We start from the raw sequence: 23,612 nt of genomic DNA, 5'->3' as shown, positions 1-23,612 counted from the left end.
TGGGACATGGTCCGGCAGCGGCACGACATCGAGGAGCAGCATCACGTGCTGCACGTCCCGGTTCCGTCGATCACACAGGACGAATACCTCGCGGCGGAACCGCGGTTGTTCGACGAGTTGCAGCGGGCGGGATTCGCGCGCGGTAGGACGATCGACCGCGCCTTGGCTGAAGTGATGTCGTTGTTGGCGCGGCCGAAGGTCGACTTGCACGGCTGGATCGACTTTCCAACGGTGTCGGGATCGGTGTCGTGGCCGCTGCAGACGACCACAAAAATGGAGTGTTGGCGGCTTTGGACGACCAGGCGATCCACCTGCGTCCGATCCCGCCGGACAAGCTTGCGGACGCCCTCATCGACCTGTTGCCATTCGCGCAGCCTGGGCTTGGGCATTCGCTTACCGTGCCGATGGACGTGCTCGAAGGCCCGAAGCCACGCGACAGTTGGCTGCGCCCCAACGCACCCGCTGGCCGGATCGAAAGCGATCTGCGTGGGCTGCGGCGGCTGATGGCCCAGCCGCGTCTTGGCGGCGGCCGGATTCACGCCAGCGCACGGGACAGAGTTGGGCGCAGGCGCAAAACCCAGTATCCGCTGACGTACTTCGATTTGGCGGACGGTCGTTGGCTGCTCAGCCAGAAACCTGGCGACACTGGCGCGCCGTGGGTCGTCGTGGCGCCTGCGACACCCGCGGCGCTCGCCGACGGGATTGCCAAGCTGTTGCACGCCGTCCTGAATGGGTGAGTCAAGGATATTTAATTGAGAGGAAATAATGCTGGTGGGCCCGGGATATCCATTGGGCACGTTACAAATCGTGGATGCGTCGTGACTCTGTGATTGGTAACGTTGCCGTGGATGTCCAGGGGAGGGGCTAACAGGTGAGATATGTGCACGCCGCGTGTGGAATTGCCTTCTTGGTCATGGTTGCTGGGTGTTCGCCGAAGGGTGGAGATCCCGCGCGGCAGTCGTCGTTGCCGGTTTCGACCACGCTGAACAGGACTGATACGCCTGCGATCGCGAAGCCGCTCAGCGTGCAGAAGGTCCAGGGTGACATGTGTTCTGGTCTGACATCCGCGCAGCTCATGCCCTATATGGGCGCCATCGGTAAGCAGGCGCCCGGTAAAGATGCCGCTGACACGCCGCTGTGCGCGTGGTCGCCGAATAATGGTCGGATGGCCAATGTCACCCTCTATGCGGATGGCAACTCCGAGAATGCTGACAATCTTTATGAGAAAAGATTCGGCGACAACTTCTTTGAGAAGATTCCGCTGCTCGCTGGATATCCTGCTGTACGCGTCTCTGCGCGGGCTGACGGGCCGAAACGCGGCGACTGTATGACGATCGCCGCGGTTTCGGACCGGGCGACCATCACCGTGTTCGCCAATACGGTCGGCGAGGAGTTTCCGCACTATGCATCTATGTGCACGGTGAGTGACAGGCTTGCTGAGGCTGCTATTCAGAATCTGAAGGCGGCTGGTTAGCCTCGGTTGGCTGAGCGGGTGAGTAGGCCGCGTGCTACCCACAGCAGGGCCAGGATGGCGCCGCCGATGACGGCGACGGTCGTGACCGCGTCAGAGCCCACTGTGCCGAGGATTCCGATCACGCCTCCGAAGGCGATCGACAGGATGATCAGGATGGTTGCGGATGTCTTCGCGTTCATGCCGGGAGCGTCCCTCGGTGAACGGGCGAGCGCGTCAACCGATTGATTGATGCGAATCTCGCTGCGCGCCACGAAGATACGCGTGTGGACGAGTGGCGCCGTGGCTTCGTGGGTTGGCACGTTCTGTTCGGCGTGCTCGCTGCCATTACGGCCGTGGTCGTGTTTGTCGAAGGCGGTCTGGCCGTCGCGCACATACTGTTGGCCGCGTTGACAATTTGGTACCTGGTCTTCGGTGCGACGGCGGTCAGGAAGCACGGAAACGGCGTCATCTACCTTACCGGGGCGATTCCGCTGACCATCGCCATGTTCGTGCTCACGCCGTTGGGCTCGATCATGTTGTTCGCGTTGTATCCGCATATCTGGGTGCTGTTGCCGACGTGTGCTGCGGTGTACGCGACCGTAACGGTGATCAGCGCGACCACGGTCGTTGTTGCCGGGGCGAGCGTGCTTGTTGCTGTGTCCCTTGGGGTTGTCACGTTGCTCATCGGGTTGGCGCTCGGGTTGTGGATTACGCGGATCATTGACCAGAGCAAGGAGCGGGCCGCGCTGGTGGTCGGTGAGCGGCAGCGTTTGGCGCGCGAGATCCATGACACGCTTGCGCAAGGTTTCGCTGCCATGCTGCTGCAACTTGAGGCCATCGAGGCTGAGATGGGGCCGAATCAGCACCTGACCAAGGCCAAGCAGGTGGCGAGGGACAACCTCGCCGAGGCGCGTGCGTTGGTCGACGCGCTCGCGCCGCCGGATCTGCGTGCGTCCAGCCTGCCAGACGCGCTGGAACGGATCGCCGAAGCGAGGAATGTTGCCTTCAAGCTCCAGGGAAAGCCGCGGGCATTGCCGCCGACGCATGAAGTCATGGTGCTGCGGGCAGTGCAAGAAGCCCTTAACAATACGGCGAAACACGCCAATGCTACGGCGACCGAAGTGCAGCTGACCTACGCCAGCAAAGTCACGCTTACGGTGTCGGACAACGGGATCGGCTTCGATGCGGAAGGCAGGCATACCGGCTTCGGGCTGACGGCCATGCGTGCGAGGGCCAAAGAGACAGGCGCGGAACTGACCATCGAGTCGTCACCGGGCAACGGCACCACGCTGCGTCTGGAGGTTGCCCATGCGCGTGCTGATCGTTGACGACCACACCATCGTCCGTGACGGGCTGCGCGCCGTGCTGTCCGCCGAAGGGATCACGGTCATCGGCGAGTGCGCGAGCGGCGAGGAAGCTGTGGTCACGGCCGCGCGGATCCGTCCGGACGTCGTGCTCATGGACCTACGGCTGCCGGGAATGGACGGCGTCAGCGCGACCCGCGAGATCGTGCGCCAGGGTGTCGGCAAAGTCCTGGTGCTCACGACATACGACACGGACGGTGACATCGTGCGCGCAGTGGAGGCGGGGGCGACGGGCTACCTGCTGAAAGACGCCTCGCGCCAGGAGCTCATGAGAGCCGTGACGGCGGCGGCCAGGGGAGAAACCGTGCTCGCGCCAACCGTCGCCGCCAAGTTGGCGCAGTGGGCGAACCCGCTAACCAACCGCGAGACGGAAATCCTGCGGAGCCTCGCGGCCGGACGGTCGAATCCGGAGATGCGCGCACACTGTTCATCTCCGAGGCCACGGTCAAGACGCATGTCCTGCGCATCTTCGACAAACTGGGTGTACGAAACCGGACAAGCGCCGTGACCGTGGCGATCGCGCGCGGCTACCTGCCGTCGCCTGGGGCGTGACGTACGTCGCCGAATACACTCATTAGTGATGACCTATCTAGACCACGCGGCGACCACGCCTATGCTGCCCGCGGCAGTGGCGGCGATGACGGAGGCGCTGTCCATCCGGGGCAACGCTTCGTCGCTGCACACCTCGGGCCGCCGTGCCAGGCAGGTGGCTGAGGAAGCTCGTGAGTCGATAGCCGAGGCGTTGGGCGCGCGACCGTCCGAGATCATTTTCACCGCGGGTGGCACGGAGAGTGACAACCTCGCGGTCAAGGGCATCTACTGGGCGAGACGTAAGGAAGGGCGCCGTCGCATCCTGGTGTCCGCCGTTGAACACCACGCCGTCCTCGACGCGGCCGAGTGGCTGGAGAGCCACGACGGCGCCGAGCTGACGTGGTTGCCGGTGGACCGGGTGGGCCGGGTCAACGTCGACGCGCTGGTCGAAGCGCTCGACGACGACGTGGCGCTGGTCACGGCGATGTGGGCGAACAACGAGGTCGGCACCGTCAATCCGATCCGTGAGCTGGCCGAAGCGTGCGCGGAGCGCGGCATTCCGTTCCACACCGACGCTGTTCAGGCCGTCGGCACGTTGCCGGTCGACTTCGGCGAGTCGAAGGCGAGCGCGTTGACCATGACCGGGCACAAGCTCGGCGGCCCGATGGGCATCGGCGCGCTGCTGCTCGGCCGGGACGTGCCGTGCGCGCCGTTGTTGCACGGCGGCGGCCAGGAGAGGGACGTGCGCTCAGGAACCGTTGACGTGCCTGCGATTCACGCGATGGCGACGGCCGTTCGCGAAGTCACCAAGCACCGGGAAGAACGCGCCAAGCAGGTCGGGATGCTGCGGGACGAGCTGGTAAATGCCGTGCGCGCGGCGGTCCCTGACGCGATACTCAACGGGGATCCGGGGCTGCCGACCCACGCGCACTTCACGTTCCCCGGCTGTGCCGGTGACAGTTTGCTGATGTTGTTGGACGCCAAGGGAATCGAGTGCTCGACCGGTTCGGCCTGTACGGCCGGGGTCGCGCAGCCGAGCCACGTCCTGCTCGCGATGGGCATGGACCCGGCGGCCGCGCGCGGTTCGCTCCGGTTCTCGCTGGGCCACACGTCGACGAAGGCCGACGTGACCGCCCTGGCACAAGCTATTGGACCGGCAGTGGAACGGGCCCGCACCGCGGGATTGTCCGGAATGCGCCGAGCGAAGGAGGTGTGAGCATGCGCGTGCTCGCTGCGATGAGTGGTGGCGTCGATTCGGCCGTTGCCGCGGCCAGGGCTGTTGCCGCTGGGCATGACGTTGTCGGAGTGCACCTTGCCCTGTCGGCGAAGCCGGGCACGCTGCGCACCGGGGCGCGTGGCTGCTGCACGATCGAGGACTCGCACGACGCGAGGCGTGCTGCCGACGTACTCGGCATCCCCTTCTACGTCTGGGATTTCGCCGAGCGGTTCACCGAGGAAGTGATCGAGGACTTCGTCGAGGAGTACGCCGCGGGCCGCACGCCCAACCCGTGTCTGCGCTGCAACGAGCGGATCAAGTTCGAGGCGTTGCTGGACAAGGCGCTCGCGCTCGGTTTCGACGCGGTCTGCACCGGCCACTACGCCCAGCTGACCACAGTGGACGGCAAGCCGGAGCTGCGGCGCAGCGTCGACTCCGAAAAGGACCAGTCCTATGTGCTCGCATCGCTGACGGCGGATCAGTTGCGGCACGCGATGTTCCCGCTCGGCGACTCGACCAAGCCACAGGTTCGCGCCGAGGCGGCCGAGCGTGGCCTTTCTGTCGCGGAAAAGCCGGACAGCCACGACATCTGCTTCATCCCGGACGGCGACACCCAGAAGTTCCTCACCAACAAGCTCGGCGAGCGGCCGGGCATGCTGGTGGACGACGAAACCGGTGCGGTGCTTGGCATGCACACCGGCGTGCACGGATTCACCGTGGGACAGCGCAAGGGCTTGGGCATCGACGCTCCCGCGCCGGACGGCCGCCCGCGGTACGTGCTGTCGCTCGAGCCGGTGTCCGGAAACGTCCGCGTGGGCACGGCGCAGCGGCTGGAAGTCCAGGAAATCGCAGGTGAGCGACCTATTTGGCCGTCTGGCGAGCCGATCGACGGGATCACCGAGTGCGTGGTGCAGGTTCGTGCGCACGGTGGCACGGCGCCTGCCGTCGCCGAGATCGAGGACGGCGAGCTGGTGATCCGGCTTGCCGAGCCGTTGCGTGGCGTCGCGCCTGGTCAGGCGGCTGTGATGTACCGCGGCGACCTCGTGCTCGGCAGCGCGACGATCACACGGACTCGATGACGAACCCCGCGTTGCGGTCGACGAGGTAACCGACCCCGCGCACGGTGGTGATCGGGTCGATTCCCGGCCCGATCTTGCCCCGCAACCTGCGGATGTGGACGTCGACCGTGCGGCTGCCGAGATGTTCGGCCACGCCCCAGACCTCGGCGAGCAGCGTGGAACGCCGGTGCACGCGGCCTGGGTTGAGGCACAGGAACAGCAGCAGGTCGAACTCCAGCCGGGTCAGCTCGATCGGCGTGTCCGCGACAAGGACGCGGCGGGCGTCCGGCTGGATACGAAGGTTGGCCCTCGGCAGCGCGCGCTGTTGGGGGATCTGCTCACCGTCCACGACCATGCGGTCGATCGGCAGGTCGACGGCGGTGCGCAGGGTGTCGACCAGCCGGGCGGCCAGGTTCGGCGCCTGGTCGTTGTCGACGGTGAGCTGGACGATCACAGTCAGCTGTGCCATGCGTTCATCCGACCGGCAGACGCGTTGGGGTGTCAACGCGTCCCACGTGCTGATACCTCTTACTTGCCTGGGTTGATCACCAGTTTGCCGGTGGTGCGGCGGGCGCGCAGGTCCTCGTGCGCCTGCTGGACCTCGGACATCGCGTAGTCGCCGCCGCTGATGACCTTGAGCTTGCCCGCCGTGACCTCCGCGGCCAGCTCGGCGAACGCCTGCTGCAGCAGTGGCGGGTTGCCGAAAGCGTGTGCCAGCCAGAAACCGCTGACCGTGGCGGAGTGCGACATCAGCGCGGGAAGGCTGATCGGCTTGGGCTCCTCGCGGCTGGCCATACCGTAGAACGCGAGCCTGCCGAAGGGCGCCAACGACTTCAGGCTCTCGTCGGTGACCCGGCCGCCAGTCATCTCAAGGACCACGTCAACCCGCTTGCCGCCGTTCGCCTCGATGATCGCCTTGTCGAGATTGGGGCTCGCGGGGTCGAGGGCGACATCCGCGCCCAGTTGCACGGCGAGATCGCGCTTTTCCTGCGTGCTCGCGGTCGCGATGATCCGGCCAGCGCCCATGGACTTGGCAAGCTGAACGGCAAGCGAGCCGACGCCACCGGCCGCGGCATGCACCACAATGGACTCACCTGGCTGGAAGTGCGTGGTCTTCTTGAGCAGGAACCACGCGGTCATTCCCTGCACCAGCAAGGCAACCGCGGAGACATCGTCGACACCGTCGGGGACGTCGTACGCCATGTACTTGTTGACCACGGCCTTCTCGGCGTAACCGCCGTGCCCGATCATGGCCGCGACCCGCCTGCCCTCGGCGGTCCTGCCGACCACCTCGGCACCGGGGATCAGCGGCAGCGCGGGGGACGAGAGATACGAGTCCTCGACCTGGTGGGTGTCGGCGTAGTTCACACCGGCCCTGTCGACCTCGATGAGCAGCTCGTTCTCGCCCGCAACGGGGTCGGGCACCTCGGCGACCTTGAGAACCTCCGGTCCACCGAACTCGGTGATCTGCACAGCCCGCACGTCGAACGCCTCCTTGTGGTCGTGAGACACAATAACACTTTGTCTCATTCAAGGGACAATATGGCTAGTTTGTTCCCGCTGTGCCCGGAGTCACCGTGGACATGCCTGACTTGCATTGCTTGCATCGCCTGAGAAGGTGGGCACGTGAAGTCGATCAAAGTGATGGCCGACGAGAGCGGCCCGGTATGGCTGGCCGGTGGCGGCCCGGTGTCGGCGTACGAGCTGCCCATCTCGGACACACTGGCCGCCGAGCTGTGGGAATGGGCGGGTATCTACGACGGGGACGGGTTCGAGACGCTCCAGGCCGAGCAGCAGTTCGCCGAGCGGGGTGAAGCGCTGGCCAAACGGCTGGCGGTCGAGCTCGGCGACGGATACGCCGTGAGCTATGAGCACAACGGCGCAGTCCGGCAGATCTCGTGAACTAGGCCTTTGTGAAGTTCAGTGCCCAGCCGTGTTCGTTCAATTCTTGGTCGACGAACAGGAACCCGGCTTGTTCGACGGCTGCGAAGATCTCGAACTTGCTCAGATGCCGGTACCTGTCCCAGTACACGACCAAGTCGGTCGGCCCGGCGGACGCACTCAGCTCGGCGGCGAGCCGCTTGCCCGCGCGCTTGGCCCGTGCCTTGCGGACGAACCGAGGTGCACGGAACATCTCCGAGAACGACAGGTACACGACGAGTACGAGTGTCCAGACCATGAACACGATCGGCAGGATCCGCAGCAGCTCAGCCACGCTTGCCCTCCTCCGGAGGCACGGCGAACCTCAGGTAGCGCTGCGTGTCCCGCAGGGTGTCATCGACGAACCGGTAGCCGTACACCCACACCAGGTCCTTGATCATGTCCTCGCTCAGCGGATACACCCGGAGCGGGCGGATCAAAGCGGACTCAGGGTCACTCGGTTCCCTGCGCCGCAGCTGGACCTGCACTTCCTCGGCGGCCTGCAACACCGTCTGCCGCCGGTATCGGAGCCGTAGGATGAGGAAGGTCGTGGGAATGGCCGCGAGGATCAGGCTCAGTATCAGGTTCGTCATGGGTGTCAGAACCCGCCGAGCCGGGACGCGATCGACGACGGCTTCCTTGGCGGCTCGAAGGACACCGTCTCAAGGATCGCCCGGAACATCTCGGTGTACAGCGTCCACTCGGTCAGGAATTCCGTGGACATCCCGATGATCACGATCCGGGTGCCGTGCGGGTGCGGGATGACCGCGGACGCCTGTCTGACGACGTGCTCCCGGTCCGAAGGCACCCCGAACGCGCTGGTCGGAGGCGTGAACTTGACCTCATCGGCGATGGCCAAAGTCCGTCCAACCGGCAGGTTGAGATAGCCGATCTCCTGCTTTGCCTTGGGGTTCTTGGTCTTCAGGCCGTTGGCGATGGCGCCGAGGGGGTCGAGCCCGGTCAGCTCGGCTGCCTGGAAGGTGACCGTCAGGTTCGCCATGGTCAGCGACGGCCGCTCGTCCTCGGTCTTCGCCACGCACGTCGCCGCGTAGCGCACACCTTGTTCGAGCATCTTGCCGATCATGGCTTCCTGCGCCAATGCCAAGTGCATACGTTGCTCAGGAGTGCTGCCGGGCAGGGCATACTCGGCCTGCCGGATGGTTCGCAGGACCCGAGTCTCGAAGTCCTCGGCCAAGTCGATCGGCGTGAACTGTTCAGGCACACTGGCCCACAGCTCGCCCGTGCCTGCTTGCTCGACTGTCGTCAATGTCTCGTCACCTCCCGTGGGAAACGTCTGGTCAGCGAACCTGGAAAACGTTGGCGACGCCGGCCAGCCAGCCCGCTGCGGACTTGCGGTCCTTCTCGGTCTCGCCAGGCGTGGCCCACTCAACCACCGTGGGTACCTGGGCAGTGAGGTTGATCGAGGACTGCATCGCTTTCGCCACGTTGTCAGCCATCGCGCTTGGCAAGCCGCCCATCAAGCCTTCCGAAGCCATCTGGAACAGCCTCGCAGGCTGCGACGCCACCTGACCCATCGCGTCCGCACCCGTCACAACGGCACCAGCCTTGCCGAGGATGGGTGCCGCGTCGGCGGCGAGGCCGACCCCCTTGATCGCGGCGCCGACACCTGGGATCACACCCGCGAAATCGCCGACGACATTGACCCAGTCGTCCATGCCGTACTCGCCTTTGCCGATCATCGCGCCGGTGTGGCCGAGCAGCGCGATACCGCCAGCGACCAGGGCGATCGGCGCCATGATCGGGGCGAGGACCGGGATGAACGCCAGCGCGCCAGCGATGGCCGACACGACACCGGCGATGTCGGCGATCTGGCCGATCAGTTCGGCGTTGCGCTCGAGCCAGTTGCCGATCGCCTCGAAGAAGCCTTCGTCCGGCGAGTAGTCCTCGCCTGCGGTCTCGATCAGGTCCGCGATCCGCTCGGCTTCGTCCTCGTGCCTGTCCTGCAGGTCCTTGGCCTGTTTGATCAGGTCGTCGAGGGCGTCCCGTGCGGCTTCGGCGTCGTTGGACGCCTGGTCCAGCTGCGATTTCGCCGCGTTGTAGCGGCCTTGGGCTGCCTGCAGTTCCGCGTCGGTGCCGAAGACCTTGCCTGCCAGGCCGAGGTCGGGGTTGCCGCGGGATTGCGCGTACGCCTGGTCGGCCGACGCGACCTTGCCCTTGGCCTGCTTTGCCCGTGCTTCCAGGTCTTTCGCGGTTTTCTGGTAGCCGTCCAGCTTGCCTTTCCACTCGGTGAGCAGGCCGCTGGCTTTGGTCAACGAGGTGTGCGCGTTGTCCAGGTGTGACGGCAGTTCGCCGAGCTTCTCGCCGAACGCTTTCGACGCCTCGCCGGTCCACGCGTCCTGCTGGTTCTTCACCGACATCAGGACGTCGTGGGTTTCCCTGAGGTACTTCGACGTGTTCGTCAGCTGATCGACGAGTGCCTGCGCCGAACCCAGGTTGCCGGGCGCCGGGTCGAAGCCGAGGCCGGACCAGTCACCGCTCACTGCGCACCGCCGCCGATCTTGTCACGCATGGTCGAGAACGCGTTCGACAGAGCGTTTTCCAGCTCCGCGTAGTTCTGCTTGCTCGCGTCGAGGTTCTCCTTGATGCCCTTGACGATCTTGCGGATCTCGGAAAGGCCGTATTCCCAGTCTTCGCGGAACTCCTCACACGCGTCGTCGAGATCGTCGTTGCCGAGCGTGTCCGGGCCGACGTCCTCCATCGACTTCAGCGCGCCGTCGAGGTTCTCTCCGCAGCGATCCAGGTTCTTGCCAAGCGCGTCAAGACCGTTCAGGTCCACTGTGTAGTCAGGCACTCCGCCCCCATAGCTTGATCACCCGCCAGGGACCGTACCGGACGCTCCCGGAGGGTCAGACATAACGGTGATCAGTTCGGTTCCATCGGGTATTTCACGTCACCCGATCTGGCGGTGTCGCGGGCTGGCCGGGGGTGGTGTGATCCGGACATGCGACGGTACGTTTTGGTGCTGATTCTGCTACTGAGCGTGATGTTCGTCAGTCCGGTCGCCCAGGCACAGCAGGGCGGGCCGGGGGCGGTGTCCCACTTCGGCCTCGCCCGCAAGGACTGCGTCGGTACGGCGCGCAATACCAGCAGCAAAGTGTGGTTCACGGTCGCGGACGGCGTCCTTTCCGACGTGTACGCGCCGACGATCGACAACACCAACGTGGAGACGCTGCAGTTCATCGTCACCGACGGGCGCACGTTCACCGACCTGCAGAGTCGCGACATGACCTACACCGTCAGCGCGGATCAGACCGGGATGGCGTGCCAGGTGCAGTCCAGGGCGCGCAACTACCGGCTGACGACGGAGTTCATCACCGACCCGGCCCGTAACTCTGTGCTCATCAAGGCGAACCTGCACGGGCCACGGAATTTGAAGCTGTACGTGCGTTACGACGCGAGTATCAACGGCAACGGCGGTGGTGGTCCGCTGAACGGTGGCGCGGACAGCGCCTCGGCGGACCAGAACGCGTTGGTCAGCAGCGATTTGAACACCGTGACTAACGCGCCGAACCGCGACTACGGGGTGCCGTTGCATGGTGTCCTCGCTGCTGACAGGCCCTTCAAGGCGGTGAACAGTGGGTATGTCGGTACGGCGACCGATGGGCTGGTACAGCTGGACAAGGATCGCGCGATCAAGCCGAATCCCAGTGCGCCCAACGGAAACGTCGTGCAAACCGCCCAGATTGATGGGCACGAGCGCGTTCTCGCACTCAGCTACGCGCAAAGCGCCAACTACGCCAGGGAGATCGCGGCGGAAAGCTTGGATACGCCGTGGCATCGGACTTACGACCGGTACACGCAGGGCTGGCGGGATTACAACAGGAAACTCAAGCCCACCGACGACTGGGTTTCGATCAATGTCCTGAAAGCCAGTGAGGACAAGACATTCCCTGGCGCGATCGTCGCATCTCTTGGCAGTCCGTGGGGGCACGCGGTCAGCGCGGGCGATCTGCCCGACGGTAAACCGGTGTATTTCGGTTCGTACCGCGAGATCTTCGCGCGTGATCTCTATGAAAGCTTCACGGGTCTGATGGCCGCGGGCGACCGGGACACCGCGCGTGCCACCGTGACCTGGCTGTTCAGCCGGCAACAGCAGCCGGATGGTCGGTTCCCGCGTAACTCCATGGTCAACGGCAAGAAAGCGCCGGACTCCGGTGGCGATCAGCTCGATGAGACCGCGTACCCGATCCTGATGGCGTTGCAGGCCGGGTTCGACCGGGATCGCCGCCTCTATCCCAAGATTCGCGCTGCCGCGGATTTCGTTGTGGCACATGGACCGTCGTTCGGCTCGGAGCGGTGGGAGGAGCAAAGCGGCTATTCGCCGTCGACCATTGCCGCGGAAATCGCGGGTCTTGCCGGGGCCGGGGTGATTGCCAGTCGCAACAATGACCAGCAGCGCGCGCGGGTCTATTTCGCGACGGCTGACCATTTCCAGCGCAGCGTCAAGGGGTGGACTGTGGTCGGCGAGCACTTCATCCGGCTGTCCAAGACCGGCGACCCGAGTGCGCCGATCCAGTACAACCTTGGCAACGGGTCGATCAGTGTCGACCAACGGTCCGTTGTGGACGCTGGCTTCCTCGAACTTCCTAGGCTGGGCATTCTTCCCGCAGACGATCCTGAGGTCGCGCGATCGTTGGAACGCGTTGACCAGACCATCAAACGTCAAACGCCGAACGGTCCTGGCTGGTATCGCTACGGGACATCGCTCCCAGGCAGCGAGGACGGCTACGGCGACTGCTACGAGCCGGATGCGACGGCCTGCGCGCCAACTGGAAAGCCTTGGCCCACAGGGAATGTTGGCAGCGGGCACCTGTGGCCGGTGCTCGCGGGGGAGCGTGCCGAGCACCTGATTCAGACCGGTGACAAGCGTGGCGCGCGCAAGCTTCTCGAGGCCATGCGTTCTCAGGCTTCTGGCGTTGGCATGATTCCTGAGCAGATCTGGGAGAACCCGCCGGTCCCGAAGTCACCGTACGGCAGTGATCCGACCACGGCGAGCATTGGTCTCAAGACTGGCGAGTCCGTGGGCTCGGCGTCCCCGCTGACCTGGGCCCAAGCTCAAGCGGTTCGGTTGACGCAGAGCATCGCGGCCGGACGTCTGGTCGAACAACCGGCCGAGGTCCGGGCGCGATACATCGACCACGGCCCGCCCACGAACATCCCGATCTCGTTGCAGGCGCCCGATTTGGTCTCCACGCCGACGGTGACCGTGACAGGAACGGCGCCTGCTGGCTCCAGGATCGACATCTCCGCCACAGCAACCGATGCCGGGGGCGCGACCACGGTCGTCACAACCCGGTCGAACGGCACCTTTAACGCTGAATTGCCTGCTCAGCTGGGTACAAACGTGATCACAGCGGCTGCGAGCGAAGGCCGCAACACGGGTTACGCGCAGCGCCGCGTCGGCTCGGACTTCGTGTCGGGAACGGTTTTGCTGAACGTCACCGACCCAGACCACGACGACAACGGGCCGGGTACGTACGCCTATCCAACCGCGGGCGACTTCAATGCTGGCGCCTTTGACATCCAGCAGTTCCAGGTGATCGAGAGCGGTTCGCGGATCATTCTGCGGACGAAACTGCGTAACCTGACCCCGACTTTCGGGTCGCCACTTGGTGCGCAGCTGCTCACGATCTACGCGCGCGATCCGGCCGTGCCAGCGACTTCGACGAAGGCGGCGTACCCGTCGCGTAACTACTCGGTCGATCCATGGAACCGGATGATCGAGGTTCAGGGATTCGCCGAGCCGGTCTTCGTGGACGCCAACGGTGTCCCGCTGGGTGACGCATCGGTGCAGGCCAGCGAGACCGCACGGTTCATCACGATCAACGTGCCGAAGTCTGCCTTGGGTAATCCGACGTCCTACGCCGTGGTTCTGACAGGTCAGGAAGGTGACAGCCCTGACCGGGCGCGCAGATTCGCGGCGGCTCCGGAGCAGTACGCGTTCGGCGTGTGCGCGCCTGGCGGGACGAGCCCGATCTGTGCTGTGGCGCCGACGTCCGTGCCCAAGGCGCTCGACGTGATCACGCCACCCGGCGCCGATCAGGCCGCGATTCTCGACTCAACGCGTGGACCTGTGGTTGTCAAAGCAGTGGTCCAGACCTTGACAGGGAGTAGGTGAGAACCTCACATTGGGTGAGTCGCCGCCGCCCTGCCAGGAGGGGACTTCACCATGCGCAGAACCTTCGGCTGCATCCTGACCGCGCTGACACTCGTGGCGTCATCGACGCTGGCCGCCAGTCAGGCACAGGCCGCGCCCGCTCCGATCGACAGCGTCGTTCCCGTGCCAGTCTCCGTGCAGTCCGTGGCGAACGTGACTTACAACATCACGTCCAGCACGGCAATCCGCGCGGCTGCGGGCGCGACTGACGTAGCGAACCTGCTTGCTGCGACGCTGCGACGGTCGACTGGGTTTGCCTTGCCGGTCTCGCAAGGGACCGGGGATGGGATCTCGCTTCAGTTGTCCGGGGCTGATCCGCAGGTGGGGCAACAGGGTTATCAGCTCGATGTGGCCGCGTCCGGCGTGACGATCAAGGCTCTTACAGCGGCCGGGTTGTTCGCGGGTACGCAGACCTTGCGGCAGTTGCTTCCGGCGAAGGTGGAGGCTTCCAGCGTCCAAACTGGACCGTGGCCGGTGCCGGGGGCTCGCATCCTTGACTATCCCCGGTTCGGGCACCGGGGTGCGATGCTTGATGTGGCAAGGCATTTCTTCTCGCCGGACGTTGTCAAGCGGTATATTGACGAGATCGCTCTGTATAAGATCAACTACTTGCATCTGCACTTGTCGGATGATCAGGGTTGGCGGATTCAGATCGACAGCTGGCCTCGGTTGGCTACTTATGGTGGCAGCACTCAGGTTGGTGGCGGGCCTGGCGGGTACTACACGAAGGCTCAGTACAGCGACATCGTCGCTTACGCTGCCGCTCGGCACATCACGGTGATTCCGGAGATTGACATGCCGGGGCACACGAATGCCGCGTTGGCCTCGTATGCCGAGTTGAACTGCAACAACACCGCTCCGCCGTTGTACACCGGGACGAGCGTCGGGTTCAGTTCGTTCTGCGTGCCGAAGGAGGTTACGTACCGGTTCATCGACGATGTGATTCGCGAGCTGGCTGCGTTGACCCCTGGGCCGTTCATTCACATCGGCGGGGACGAGGCTCAGTCCACTTCGGATGCCGACTATCGGACGTTCATGAACAAGGTGCTGCCTATCGTTTCGAAGTACGGCAAGCAGACCATGGGGTGGCACGAAGTTGCGAAGGTCAACCCTCCGGTCGGGGTCGTCCCGCAGTTCTGGGGCACGACGACGTCCAACACCGCGGTGCGGGACGCGGCGGCCAGGGGCAACAAGATTCTGATGTCTCCTGCCAACAAGGCGTACCTGGACATGAAGTACAACTCCAGCACCCGGCTCGGGCTGACGTGGGCCGGGTACATCGAGGTCCGGACCGCGTACGACTGGAATCCCGGGGCTTATTTGAGCGGGGTCGGCGAGTCCGCGGTACGGGGCGTCGAGGCTCCACTGTGGTCGGAGACCATCGTGACCCGCCAGGACATCGAATTCATGGCCTTCCCCCGGCTGCCCGCGATCGCCGAAGTCGGGTGGTCGCCATGGGCCAAGCACAACTGGGACCAGTTCCGCCAGCGCCTCAGCGCCCAAGGACCCCGGTGGACGGCCATGGGCGTGAACTACTACAGGTCAACCCAGGTCCCCTGGCCCTAAAGACCTCGTGAGTGGTTAGACGGGTTAGAACGCGGCTAACCACTCACGAGGGGTGGCCTGGCTGTACCTCGGCACCATCGCCGGGTTCCTCGTCGCGCGGGACGCGGCGGTCAGGCTGTTCTGACCGCACCTCATGTAGTTACTCTCCCGCTGTGGCTGATCTCGCTTACCTCTCGGCGACCGATGCGATCGCTTTGTTTCGCAGTGGGGAGCTGGCTCCGGTTGAGTTGATGACTGCTGTGGTTGAGCGGGCTCAGCTCACTGAACCGACTATCAACGCTTTCACCGATCGATACTTTGAAGATGCGCTGGATCAGGCTCGGGAGGCGGGGGATCGGTACGCGCGGGGTGAGGAACGGCCGCTTGACGGCGTGCCCGTCGCCATCAAGGAGGAGCATCCGATCGCTGGTCTGCCGTGGCGGGAGGGGGCGAAGGCGCTTCGTGACAACGTGGCGACGCAGACGCATCCGATCGTTGAGCGGATCATGGCCGCCGGTGGGATCGTGCATGCTCGCACTACCACGCCGGAGTTTTGCTGTGCGGGTTTCACTCACAGCGATTTGTGGGGTGTGACCAGGACACCGTGGAACCTGGAGTACTCCTCCGGTGGGTCGTCTGGTGGTTCTGGGGCTGCGCTCGCTGCTGGGTCCGCGATGCTTGCGACCGGCTCCGATATCGGCGGGTCGATTCGGATTCCGGCTTCCTTTAACGGCATTGTCGGGTTCAAGCCGCCGTACGGTCGGGTGCCGTCCATGCCACCGGTCAACTTGGACAACTACTGTCACGACGGTCCGATGGCTAGGACTGTTCCGGATTGTGCGTTGCTGCAGAACGTGATTGCTGGTCCGCATCCCGGGGACCCGGTTTCGTTGCCGAATCCGCCTGATCTCACGATCGGGAGGGTTGACGGGCTGCGTGTCGCGTTGTGTATGAACCTTGGTGACTATCCCGTTGAGCCGGATGTTGCCGCCGCCACTCTTCGGGCTGCTGAGGCGCTCACGGATGCTGGGGTGCGCGTCGAGGAGATTGAGTTGCCGTGGACTCGGGCTGAGATCATGGCTGCCGCTTGGGCGCACTATGGCGCTATCTTCGCTCCGATGATCGAGGCTGCCGCCGAGGGGCGGCCGGTTTTGCGGTATACCGATGACTTTCTGAAGAAGGCCAATGAGGCTGGTACGTACTTCGAGGCTATGCTGATCGAGGCGAAGATCCACGACAGCCTTGCCGAGGTTTTTCAGGCCGCCGATGCGTTGATCTGTCCCACTTCTGGCATACCCGCACTGCTGGCCGGTGAGGACTATGTGGACACTCCTCTTGTCGTCAACGGGGTTCGGCTCGACCACAATCTTGAGGCACCGCTGACTATTCCGTTCAACATCGCCAGCCGGTGTCCTGTTCTCAGTGTTCCCTCTGGGCTCGCGGCGAACCGGGTACCCACTGGCGTCCAGGTGGTTGGCCGTCCTTACGACGATCAGGCCGTCTTCACGCTCGGCAACGTCATCGCGACGGCCAACCCTTGGTACTTCACTAAAATTTGGTCTCCGCCGATCTAAAGTGCGAAGTAGACGATTGTGCCCGCGATCAGCAAGCCGTATCCGACCGCCGCGATCCGCATCAGCAGCACCTGGGTCTGCTCTGGCCACCGCGTGAAACCTAGTAGCCACGCCAAACCAGGCATGATCAGGATCGCGTGCATGGGGACGGCGTGCGCTGGCTTCAGCGCGCCCGCTGTGGCATAAGCGAGCTGAGGATCGCCCGAACGCACTGCGGTTACGCCGGTCGCGATCATCACCGCGCCCACCGCGAGCGCCACGAGGAGTGCGGCGAAACCGAACCGAAGCGCCAGTTGCATGGTCCGGGTCTGGACGGTTCGGAATGCCGCGACCGTGAATCCGATGGTCACCGCGATGAGCACGAAACCGCCGCCTGCCAACGTCATCGAGATCGTCGAGTCGAATGGTGTCTCGAAGTTGAAATGCGACGGATGCCCGCGCCACGCTTGCATCGTGATCAGCCCGACCTCAACGATGCTCGCTGCGTACAGCACTGCCAGCAGAAACGTTCGTAGGCCGTGCTTGATTCGCAGGAATGAGGTTGCCCATACGGCCGCGCCGACCGTTAGCCCGAATGACAGTCCGAAGGTCATGGGCTTGCGCATCGACAACGGGCCCAACCACGTGCTGCCGGTGATCAGGAGCACGACCAGATGCACGAGCCCGCTCAGGAACAGCAGGCCTCCGATGATGTAGCCGACGCGATCTACGGTCCTCATGCGGCTAATGCTGGCCGCTGCCCGAGCTTGCGTCGTCCGCCTGCGAGCGTCACTACGGGTACGTCAGGGGACGTACGGCAGCCAGTCGGTGTTCGCACCGCAGAGGATCAAGCACGGCAGGTCGCCGGGCACATCTCCGGCCAACCACGCGGCCAGTGGTGCCGCCGCGGCCGGTTCGACGGCCAGCCGGAACTGCTCCCACAGCAGGTCACGAGCCTCCACGATCTTGGAGTCGTCGACCAGCACCGAGTCTGGCTTTGCGGCCTGCAGGATCTCGAACGGCAGCGTGCCGACCCTTGTCGCGCCCAATGCCGACGAGGCGATCGAGTCCACAGTCGAATCGACCGGTTCGCCCGCGGCCAGCGCGTTGTGCAAGCAGCAGCAGTTGGTCGGTTCGACCGTCACCAGCTTGCGGCCGTCGGCGCTCAACGCGGTTCCCGCGGCAAGCCCGCCGCCTCCGACCGCGACCACGATCGTGTCCACATCAGACGCGTCCGCGACGATCTCCGCGCCGACCGTGGCCTGCCCGCCGATCACGTCCGGGTGGTCGTACGCCGGGACGTACATGCCGGGCTGTTCTTGGGCTAGTTTCGCTGCCTCGGCGTAGTTTTCGCCTGCCCGGACCAGTTCGGCACCTGCCTTGACAATCCGGCGGGCCTTGCTCTCCGGGATCGATTCCGGTGCGTACACCGTGGCCGGGATGCCCAGTACCGACGCTGCTTCGGCGACGGCCATGCCGTGGTTTCCGCCGGACGCGGTCACCACGCGATCGGGCTTTCCTCCTGCCAACAACGCGTTCAGCGCGCCACGGAACTTGAACGATCCCGTGCGCTGCAGGTGCTCAAGCTTCAGCACGAGCGGTTTGCCGTCGATCTTGGTCCGTAGCAAGGGAGTCCTGCGTGCGTACGGTTCGATCCTGGCTGCCGCGAGCTCAACGTCCACCTAGTCATCCTATGTCTAGAGCTAGGTGGCGCAGATCACCACCGATGACCGGACCATGCAGCCTGGCGGCCGGGCGGATCAGTGGTTAGGTAGAGGGTGTGGCGCGGGGGGCGCGGGCGCGACACGCCCCCCGCACCACGTCTCAGGGGCCCCAATATTTCTTACTTATCGGAGCCGCTCGTGTGCGCGTTGTCGCGACGAGTGAGATGACGGTATGTGGCCTAGACCATCTCGTCAATGGGTCTAGACCTCCATGCTGCATAGCGGTGCGCTGAAATCGAGTGGGACCCGATCCGCCACACTGTCGGCGTGCCGAACACGCCATGGTCTCCCGGAACCGCCACCGGTGTCGGCTCGATGCCGGGCACCGATCCGCTCGAGGCCGCAAACGTTGTCGTCGGGGAATTGCCCGATTTGCCATACCTTGCCGAGCTGCCTGCCCGCGGGCTCGGCGCGGACATCATCGGCCGGACCGCGGCCCTGCTGGTCGACTTGCCGATCGAGCTCGTGCCGTCCGGATATCGGACGGCCGCGCGGCCAGGTCATGAGCACCGGCGCGCGGTCGACTTGATCAAACGGGACATCGACGCCCTTGAAGAGGCGGTCGAGCGCGCTGGCGTACGTCCCCCGGTGATCAAGGTCCAGGCCGCAGGTCCGTGGACCCTGACGGCTGGGATAGAGCTCGCACGCGGCCATCGCGTGCTCACGGACCATGGCGCGTTGCGTGAATTCGCCGACTCGCTCAGCGAAGGCCTCGCGGTGCACGCCGCCGAGGTCAGCCGTCGCCTGGAGACACCAGTAGTCGTCCAGCTCGACGAGCCGAGCCTGCCGACTGTGCTGGCAGGAGCGTTGTCAACGCCGTCGGGCTACGGCATGGTCCCCGCTGTCGCCGAACCTGACGCGCGTGAAGTCCTCGCGGGAGTCATCAAGGCTGTGGGCGAAGCCACGAACCAGCCGGTGATCGTGCATTGCTGCGCGCCACGGCCGCCGGTGGGGTTGTTCCGTGCAGCGGGCGCGGACGCGTTGGCCATTGACGCCACGTTGCTCGAAGGCATCCCGGCTTCACTGTCCGACCAGTTGGGCGAGGCATGGGACGCGGGCATCACCCTGCTGCTCGGCCTGGTGCCCGGCACCACACCGGCCCGCCCGCCGACACTGGCCGAGGCCGCCAAACCCGCGCTTGAGCTGGTCGACCGGCTCGGCTTCCCGCGCTCGCTGCTGGCCGAACGGGCGATTCCCACGCCGACATGTGGCCTAGCGGGGGCGGATAGTACATGGGCCCGTCGGGCGCTGAGCCTGATCCGTGATGTCGGAAGGGCATTTGTCGAACCACCGGAAAGCTGGTGAGTGGTTTCATACACGGCATGTCCCCAGTCGACCGCCGGACCTTGCTGCTCGCTGCGGGCGCCGCTGCCCTGGCGGCGGGATGCACCGCCCCGCCGGCGCAGCCGCCGAGCGCGCCAACCCTGGCGCCGACCGTCGACACCGGGACCGGCCGCCGGGCCAACCGGCCAGCTGACCCGAAAGCCAAGCCGGACGTGCACAAACTCCTGGCCTGGCTGAGTGCGCTTCCGCAGCGTGAAAGCAAGCGGGTGGTCTCCGGTCAGCAGGTCAGCGCCGACGCGCGCTTTGACTACGACAAGCTTTTCGGCGGCATGACCCGCCAGCTCGGCAAGACGCCTGTCCTGATCGGCACGACCTTCGACGGCTACTGGAAGCCGAAGAACACGTCCGTGCTGATCGACCACTGGCGCAGGGGCGGCCTGGTCACGTTCGATCTGCACCGGCCGAACCCGTTCCTCGACAAGGTCGATCCGGAGTCCTACCGCGGGATTGTCACAGAGCCGAAAGGCGATTTGACCAAGTTGCTCGCCGACGCCAAACCAAGCCCCGCGCGCAGCCGCTGGCGCGCGGACCTCGACCGGATCGCCGACATTCTGCAGGAACTGGACGAGGCTGGCGTGACGGTGATCTTCCGGCCATTCCACGAGCCCAACGGGATCTGGTTCTGGTGGGGCCAGGACCACACGACCGGCCGGAGCGATTCGGTCAAGCTCTTCCGCGACACGTACTCGTATATGACCGAAACCCGGAACCTGCACAACTTGCTGTGGGTGTACTCGCCTGCCAGGCCGTGGAACGCGCCGCGGATGAAGTACTACCCGGGCGACGATGTCGTGGACATCATGGGACCGACCAGCTATCTCAACACGGTCAGCTTCGGGCTTGAGGGGCAGAGCGAGGACATCTCCGACATGCTTGCCCCCGAGCGGCCGATGGCCCTGCTTGAAGTCGGGTCCGGCGAGCCGTTCGACGGCACCTGGAAATCGACCGAGATCATCGACCGGATCAAGGCCCGTTATCAGCAGATGACGATGTTCAATTGCTGGCACGGCTGGCCGGGCGCGAAAGTCGCGCTGATGGAGGTCAGGGAAACCGACAAACTGATGAACGACCCGTGGGTGATTTCACTGGAGAACAGTGATTGGCGCGGTTAAAGCGGTTTCAGCCACGCGCACGGAATTGTCATCGTCTCGCCGGTCGGCCTGCTCACGATCTGACCGGTCACCGCGTCCTTGAGCACACCTTCGATGATGTAGTCCACATCCGTTGGCAGGCCTAGACGTTCTGCCGCCTCCGGCGGCAACGGCGTGCTGACGCGAGACGTTTCCGCGACGCGGACACCGGTCACCGCGGGCTCGCCGCTCAGTTCCTGTCCGGTCGCGGTCACTGTGAGGTCGAACTCGTGTGTCGATTCCAAGGTCCAGGACAGCATCAGCAGGTCTGCCTCGGCTTTGCTGGGATCACCCGTGATGAACCTCGCGGGGTTGTCCCGCTGGGTGATGCGTACCCGGTAGGTCTGGCCGACCTCGACGTCGTGCGGACGCATGAGTTCAGGATGCCCTATCCGATGGTGTTCGCACTCCGTGCGACTACTCACACGCCCGACTCCCGGGTGCGCGAACACGAAGACGACAAGGCCGATCAGCAGCACTGTGCCGAGCAGATATGGCGCTGCTGGCGTGATCTCGTACGACGCCGTGCCGATGAGCGGGCCGAACACGAAGGTCAGCCCGGTGCTGGCGGCGGCAAGCCCGGCGACCGATCCCTGTTCGTGCGACTGGACGAGCAGTGTCGGCGCCGACATGAACCCCGGCAGGCCGAAACCCATTCCGGCGCCAAGAATCGCGATGGCGACCGTGATCAACGCAGTGCTGTCCGCGACCACCATGGTGGCCATACCGATCGTCATCACGACCGCGCCGACCCTGATCAGACGTGGTGGACGCCAGTCAAGGCGTGGCACGACGGCGGCTTGCACCAGCATGAACACCCCGGCACCGGCCAGAATGACGAGGCCCGTTGCCAGGCCGGTCTGCCGTGCGGTCAGCCCAAGCCGGTCCTGCAACAGGAAACCGACGGTCATCAGGACTAGGCCGTAGGCGAGGTACATGCCGAATCCCGCGGTCAGGAACGGCAAGACACGCTTGTCGAACGGGCTTACCTTGGTCTGCGGCGGGATCTCGCGGTGTTTGTCCGGCCTTGGCAGGGACACGCTGATGACCAACGCGATCAGCAGGATCAACGCCGGGGCGACGAACAGTGGCAGCGACAGGCCGCCGATCGCGAGCATGCCGCCTGCGGCCGGGCCGATGGCAAGCCCAAGGCCTTGTGCCGCACCAAGCATCGACATTCCCCGGATCCTCGCGGCCTCGCCAGTAGTCACATCGGCCACATAGGACTGTGCGGTGACGGGCGTCGCGGCCCACGCCACCCCGAAGATCACGCTTCTGGTGAGCAGGATCAGCGCGAACAAGACGGGCACGCCCAACGCGGTGCCGATGTTCGCGATCACGGCGAACGCCAGCAGTCCGCCAGCGGCACCAACCAGCGAGATGAGCAGGACGGCCCGGTGCCCCCACGAGGTCGCGCGGCGCCCCCAGAACGGGCTCACGAGCACGACAGCCGCGGCGGCGACGGTCATCACGATCCCCAGGTGCAGTTCGCTCAGCCCCAGCTCACGGGCCAGCGGCGGCAGGATCGGGTTGACCATCTGCTGCCCGGCCATCAACCCGAACATGGCAAGGCAGACCAGCGGGACTCCTCCGCCCGATAACTTTTCGAACATGTTCGAAAAGTAGCACCGGTGTCAAGATGTGCGCATGCCCCGAACTGGCCGCCCACCCCGGACATCGCGCGCGCAGATCATGTCGGCCGCACGGACCCTGATCGATCGGGATGGCTGGGAGAAACTGACGATGCGCAGGCTGGCGGTGGAGACGGGGACGGCGCCGACCACGCTGTACCACCACGTCCGCGACAAGGAAGACCTGCTGCTGCAGCTGCTGGAGTACTACGCCGCCGAGATTCCGCGCCCGGAGTTGCCGAGCGACCCGCGCGAACGGATCATCGCCGCGGCGACCGTCATGCACGATGCCCTGGCAGGTTGGCCATGGGTCGTCGAAGTCCTCACCGGCGACGACCTCGTCAGCGAATCAGCTTTGTGGATGGTCGAACAGATACTGGCCGGAGTTGTCGACAGTGGACGGACACCGGACGAGGCCGTGCACGTCTACCGAAGCATTTGGTACTACACCGCTGGCGAGATCATGATCCGCGCCCGATCGGCGCGCCGCCGTGCCGAGGGACGGCCGAACTATCGGGATTCGGTGTTGCTCAAGCAAACCGACCTGCCGACCGTGGCAGCGGTCGCTGACCGGTGGCCGGAGTTGTCGTCACGGGACACGTATCGGCAAGGGCTGCGGGCGCTGGTGGACGGTCTGCTTCAGCCGCAGCAGAACGGGTTGTCGCACGGTTGACCGACTTCGCTGCCGTACGTCACGAGGTTCTTGACAGGTTCAAGCACCTCGTCGGCGTTGTCCAGCTTCGGCGCTGCGGGATCGGCGGGATTGCCCCAGGTGGGTGGCGTGCTGTCGATGTCGTAGCGCGCGACGCCGTCAATGAACAACGTCCACCGGGAGTGATCGGGGAAGATGTTCATCCGCATGACCCACCACTTGCCATCGACCGCGGCGGCGACTGGGAAGCGGTCGTGGCCGGTCCGCTGCCACTGGGGGCTGGCCTGCAGCTCTGGAGGCTCCACGCGCCCAG

Annotated in this window: 23 protein-coding genes and 2 pseudogenes; 13 read left to right on the top strand and 12 right to left on the bottom strand. The window is 65.0% G+C overall.

Annotated elements, in window-relative coordinates; genetic code table 11:
• Positions 1-6 precede the first annotated feature (6 nt).
• Together LWC34_RS34630 and LWC34_RS34625 are read left to right on the top strand one after the other, a co-directional pair.
• Positions 7-737, top strand: a pseudogene (locus LWC34_RS34630) (ESX secretion-associated protein EspG).
• Positions 738-871: 134 nt separating this feature from the next.
• Positions 872-1,474, top strand: coding sequence for a DUF3558 family protein (locus LWC34_RS34625; RefSeq protein ID WP_233729475.1), 603 nt, complete (start codon positions 872-874; stop codon positions 1,472-1,474).
• Here LWC34_RS34625 and LWC34_RS34620 read toward each other — a convergent pair.
• Positions 1,471-1,653, bottom strand: coding sequence for a hypothetical protein (locus LWC34_RS34620; RefSeq protein WP_233729474.1), 183 nt, complete (start codon positions 1,651-1,653; stop codon positions 1,471-1,473). The genes LWC34_RS34625 and LWC34_RS34620 overlap by 4 nt on opposite strands.
• Positions 1,654-1,737: 84 nt before the next feature.
• Here LWC34_RS34620 and LWC34_RS34615 point away from each other — a divergent pair, with 84 nt between their 5' ends.
• The 4 genes and pseudogenes from LWC34_RS34615 (at position 1,738) to mnmA (ending at position 5,643) form a co-directional block, all read left to right on the top strand.
• On the top strand, positions 1,738-2,781 hold the full coding sequence (locus tag LWC34_RS34615) for a sensor histidine kinase (protein WP_233729473.1): 1,044 nt from the start codon (positions 1,738-1,740) through the stop codon (positions 2,779-2,781).
• A pseudogene (locus tag LWC34_RS34610) lies at positions 2,762-3,369 on the top strand (response regulator). Before LWC34_RS34615 ends, LWC34_RS34610 begins: the two are co-directional and overlap by 20 nt.
• 28 nt (positions 3,370-3,397) lie before the next feature.
• The gene (locus LWC34_RS34605; RefSeq protein WP_233729472.1) at positions 3,398-4,564 is read left to right on the top strand and encodes a cysteine desulfurase family protein; all 1,167 of its coding nucleotides are present in this window, start codon (positions 3,398-3,400) and stop codon (positions 4,562-4,564) included.
• A gap of 2 nt (positions 4,565-4,566) precedes the next feature.
• Positions 4,567-5,643 (top strand): tRNA 2-thiouridine(34) synthase MnmA, encoded by a 1,077-nt coding sequence (gene mnmA / locus LWC34_RS34600; protein ID WP_233729471.1) that lies wholly within the window; start codon positions 4,567-4,569, stop codon positions 5,641-5,643.
• Here mnmA and LWC34_RS34595 read toward each other — a convergent pair.
• Positions 5,627-6,091, bottom strand: a complete 465-nt coding sequence (locus LWC34_RS34595; RefSeq protein ID WP_233729470.1) for a winged helix-turn-helix domain-containing protein — start codon at positions 6,089-6,091, stop codon at positions 5,627-5,629. The two genes, mnmA and LWC34_RS34595, sit on opposite strands and share 17 nt — an antisense overlap.
• Positions 6,092-6,150: 59 nt before the next feature.
• The gene (locus LWC34_RS34590; protein WP_233730933.1) at positions 6,151-7,104 is read right to left on the bottom strand and encodes a quinone oxidoreductase family protein; all 954 of its coding nucleotides are present in this window, start codon (positions 7,102-7,104) and stop codon (positions 6,151-6,153) included.
• A 144-nt stretch (positions 7,105-7,248) separates the two neighbouring features.
• Here LWC34_RS34590 and LWC34_RS34585 point away from each other — a divergent pair, with 144 nt between their 5' ends.
• Positions 7,249-7,524 carry an immunity protein CdiI family protein gene (locus tag LWC34_RS34585; protein ID WP_233729469.1) on the top strand — a complete coding sequence of 92 codons (276 nt, stop codon included), beginning with the start codon at positions 7,249-7,251 and terminating at the stop codon, positions 7,522-7,524.
• Position 7,525: 1 nt separating this feature from the next.
• On the opposite strand, the gene LWC34_RS34580 is transcribed toward LWC34_RS34585, so the two are convergent.
• From LWC34_RS34580 to LWC34_RS34560, 5 genes are read right to left on the bottom strand one after another with little or no spacing between them, the layout of a single operon-like run.
• Positions 7,526-7,837 (bottom strand): hypothetical protein, encoded by a 312-nt coding sequence (locus tag LWC34_RS34580; protein ID WP_233729468.1) that lies wholly within the window; start codon positions 7,835-7,837, stop codon positions 7,526-7,528.
• Positions 7,830-8,135 (bottom strand): hypothetical protein, encoded by a 306-nt coding sequence (locus LWC34_RS34575; protein WP_233729467.1) that lies wholly within the window; start codon positions 8,133-8,135, stop codon positions 7,830-7,832. The genes LWC34_RS34580 and LWC34_RS34575 overlap by 8 nt, the downstream gene beginning before the upstream one ends.
• Positions 8,136-8,140: 5 nt before the next feature.
• Positions 8,141-8,809, bottom strand: coding sequence for a hypothetical protein (locus tag LWC34_RS34570; protein WP_233729466.1), 669 nt, complete (start codon positions 8,807-8,809; stop codon positions 8,141-8,143).
• A 31-nt stretch (positions 8,810-8,840) separates the two neighbouring features.
• Entirely contained in the window at positions 8,841-10,043 is a 1,203-nt protein-coding gene (locus LWC34_RS34565; RefSeq protein ID WP_233729465.1) for a hypothetical protein, read from the bottom strand.
• The gene (locus LWC34_RS34560) at positions 10,040-10,354 is read right to left on the bottom strand and encodes a DUF6317 family protein (RefSeq protein WP_233729464.1); all 315 of its coding nucleotides are present in this window, start codon (positions 10,352-10,354) and stop codon (positions 10,040-10,042) included. Before LWC34_RS34560 ends, LWC34_RS34565 begins: the two co-directional genes overlap by 4 nt.
• Positions 10,355-10,504: 150 nt before the next feature.
• Here LWC34_RS34560 and LWC34_RS34555 point away from each other — a divergent pair, with 150 nt between their 5' ends.
• From LWC34_RS34555 to LWC34_RS34545, 3 genes are all read left to right on the top strand, one after another.
• On the top strand, positions 10,505-13,681 hold the full coding sequence (locus tag LWC34_RS34555) for a glucodextranase DOMON-like domain-containing protein (protein WP_233729463.1): 3,177 nt from the start codon (positions 10,505-10,507) through the stop codon (positions 13,679-13,681).
• 51 nt (positions 13,682-13,732) lie between these two features.
• Positions 13,733-15,286 (top strand): beta-N-acetylhexosaminidase, encoded by a 1,554-nt coding sequence (locus LWC34_RS34550; protein ID WP_233729462.1) that lies wholly within the window; start codon positions 13,733-13,735, stop codon positions 15,284-15,286.
• 152 nt (positions 15,287-15,438) lie between these two features.
• Entirely contained in the window at positions 15,439-16,839 is a 1,401-nt protein-coding gene (locus LWC34_RS34545) for an amidase (protein ID WP_233729461.1), read from the top strand.
• Here LWC34_RS34545 and LWC34_RS34540 read toward each other — a convergent pair.
• Together LWC34_RS34540 and LWC34_RS34535 are read right to left on the bottom strand one after the other, a co-directional pair.
• Positions 16,836-17,558 carry a hypothetical protein gene (locus LWC34_RS34540; protein WP_233729460.1) on the bottom strand — a complete coding sequence of 241 codons (723 nt, stop codon included), beginning with the start codon at positions 17,556-17,558 and terminating at the stop codon, positions 16,836-16,838. The genes LWC34_RS34545 and LWC34_RS34540 overlap by 4 nt on opposite strands.
• Before the next feature lie 63 nt (positions 17,559-17,621).
• Positions 17,622-18,500, bottom strand: a complete 879-nt coding sequence (locus LWC34_RS34535; RefSeq protein WP_233729459.1) for a serine/threonine dehydratase — start codon at positions 18,498-18,500, stop codon at positions 17,622-17,624.
• A gap of 309 nt (positions 18,501-18,809) precedes the next feature.
• Here LWC34_RS34535 and LWC34_RS34530 point away from each other — a divergent pair, with 309 nt between their 5' ends.
• Positions 18,810-19,847, top strand: coding sequence for a methionine synthase (locus LWC34_RS34530; RefSeq protein ID WP_233729458.1), 1,038 nt, complete (start codon positions 18,810-18,812; stop codon positions 19,845-19,847).
• A 17-nt stretch (positions 19,848-19,864) separates the two neighbouring features.
• Positions 19,865-20,998, top strand: coding sequence for a glycosyl hydrolase (locus LWC34_RS34525; protein WP_233729457.1), 1,134 nt, complete (start codon positions 19,865-19,867; stop codon positions 20,996-20,998).
• Here LWC34_RS34525 and LWC34_RS34520 read toward each other — a convergent pair.
• Positions 20,995-22,629 (bottom strand): MFS transporter, encoded by a 1,635-nt coding sequence (locus LWC34_RS34520; RefSeq protein ID WP_233729456.1) that lies wholly within the window; start codon positions 22,627-22,629, stop codon positions 20,995-20,997. The genes LWC34_RS34525 and LWC34_RS34520 overlap by 4 nt on opposite strands.
• 34 nt (positions 22,630-22,663) lie before the next feature.
• Between LWC34_RS34520 and LWC34_RS34515 the strand changes: the two genes are divergently transcribed.
• Positions 22,664-23,320: a TetR/AcrR family transcriptional regulator gene (locus LWC34_RS34515; RefSeq protein WP_233729455.1), complete on the top strand. Its 657-nt coding sequence runs from the start codon at positions 22,664-22,666 to the stop codon at positions 23,318-23,320.
• Here the strand turns inward: LWC34_RS34515 and LWC34_RS34510 are convergent.
• Positions 23,287-23,604: a hypothetical protein gene (locus tag LWC34_RS34510; RefSeq protein WP_233729454.1), complete on the bottom strand. Its 318-nt coding sequence runs from the start codon at positions 23,602-23,604 to the stop codon at positions 23,287-23,289. The genes LWC34_RS34515 and LWC34_RS34510 overlap by 34 nt on opposite strands.
• Positions 23,605-23,612: the final 8 nt, after the last annotated feature.

Source organism: Kibdelosporangium philippinense (assembly GCF_021390435.2).
Lineage (GTDB): Bacteria > Actinomycetota > Actinomycetes > Mycobacteriales > Pseudonocardiaceae > Kibdelosporangium > Kibdelosporangium philippinense.
The sequence above is the reverse complement of the archived record's forward strand: the minus strand, read 5'-3'. Positions and strand labels throughout refer to the sequence as shown.

What these genes read in the sequence shown, in the direction of transcription:
- LWC34_RS34620 (WP_233729474.1), bottom strand. Translation starts at nt 1,653, where the DNA reads ATGAACGCGAAGACATCCGCAACCATCCTGATCATCCTGTCGATCGCC.
- LWC34_RS34605 (WP_233729472.1), top strand. Translation starts at nt 3,398, where the DNA reads ATGACCTATCTAGACCACGCGGCGACCACGCCTATGCTGCCCGCGGCA.
- mnmA (WP_233729471.1), top strand. Translation starts at nt 4,567, where the DNA reads ATGCGCGTGCTCGCTGCGATGAGTGGTGGCGTCGATTCGGCCGTTGCC.
- LWC34_RS34595 (WP_233729470.1), bottom strand. Translation starts at nt 6,091, where the DNA reads ATGGCACAGCTGACTGTGATCGTCCAGCTCACCGTCGACAACGACCAG.
- LWC34_RS34575 (WP_233729467.1), bottom strand. Translation starts at nt 8,135, where the DNA reads ATGACGAACCTGATACTGAGCCTGATCCTCGCGGCCATTCCCACGACC.
- LWC34_RS34555 (WP_233729463.1), top strand. Translation starts at nt 10,505, where the DNA reads ATGCGACGGTACGTTTTGGTGCTGATTCTGCTACTGAGCGTGATGTTC.
- LWC34_RS34550 (WP_233729462.1), top strand. Translation starts at nt 13,733, where the DNA reads ATGCGCAGAACCTTCGGCTGCATCCTGACCGCGCTGACACTCGTGGCG.
- LWC34_RS34540 (WP_233729460.1), bottom strand. Translation starts at nt 17,558, where the DNA reads ATGAGGACCGTAGATCGCGTCGGCTACATCATCGGAGGCCTGCTGTTC.
- LWC34_RS34525 (WP_233729457.1), top strand. Translation starts at nt 19,865, where the DNA reads ATGTCCCCAGTCGACCGCCGGACCTTGCTGCTCGCTGCGGGCGCCGCT.
- LWC34_RS34520 (WP_233729456.1), bottom strand. Translation starts at nt 22,629, where the DNA reads ATGTTCGAAAAGTTATCGGGCGGAGGAGTCCCGCTGGTCTGCCTTGCC.
- LWC34_RS34515 (WP_233729455.1), top strand. Translation starts at nt 22,664, where the DNA reads ATGCCCCGAACTGGCCGCCCACCCCGGACATCGCGCGCGCAGATCATG.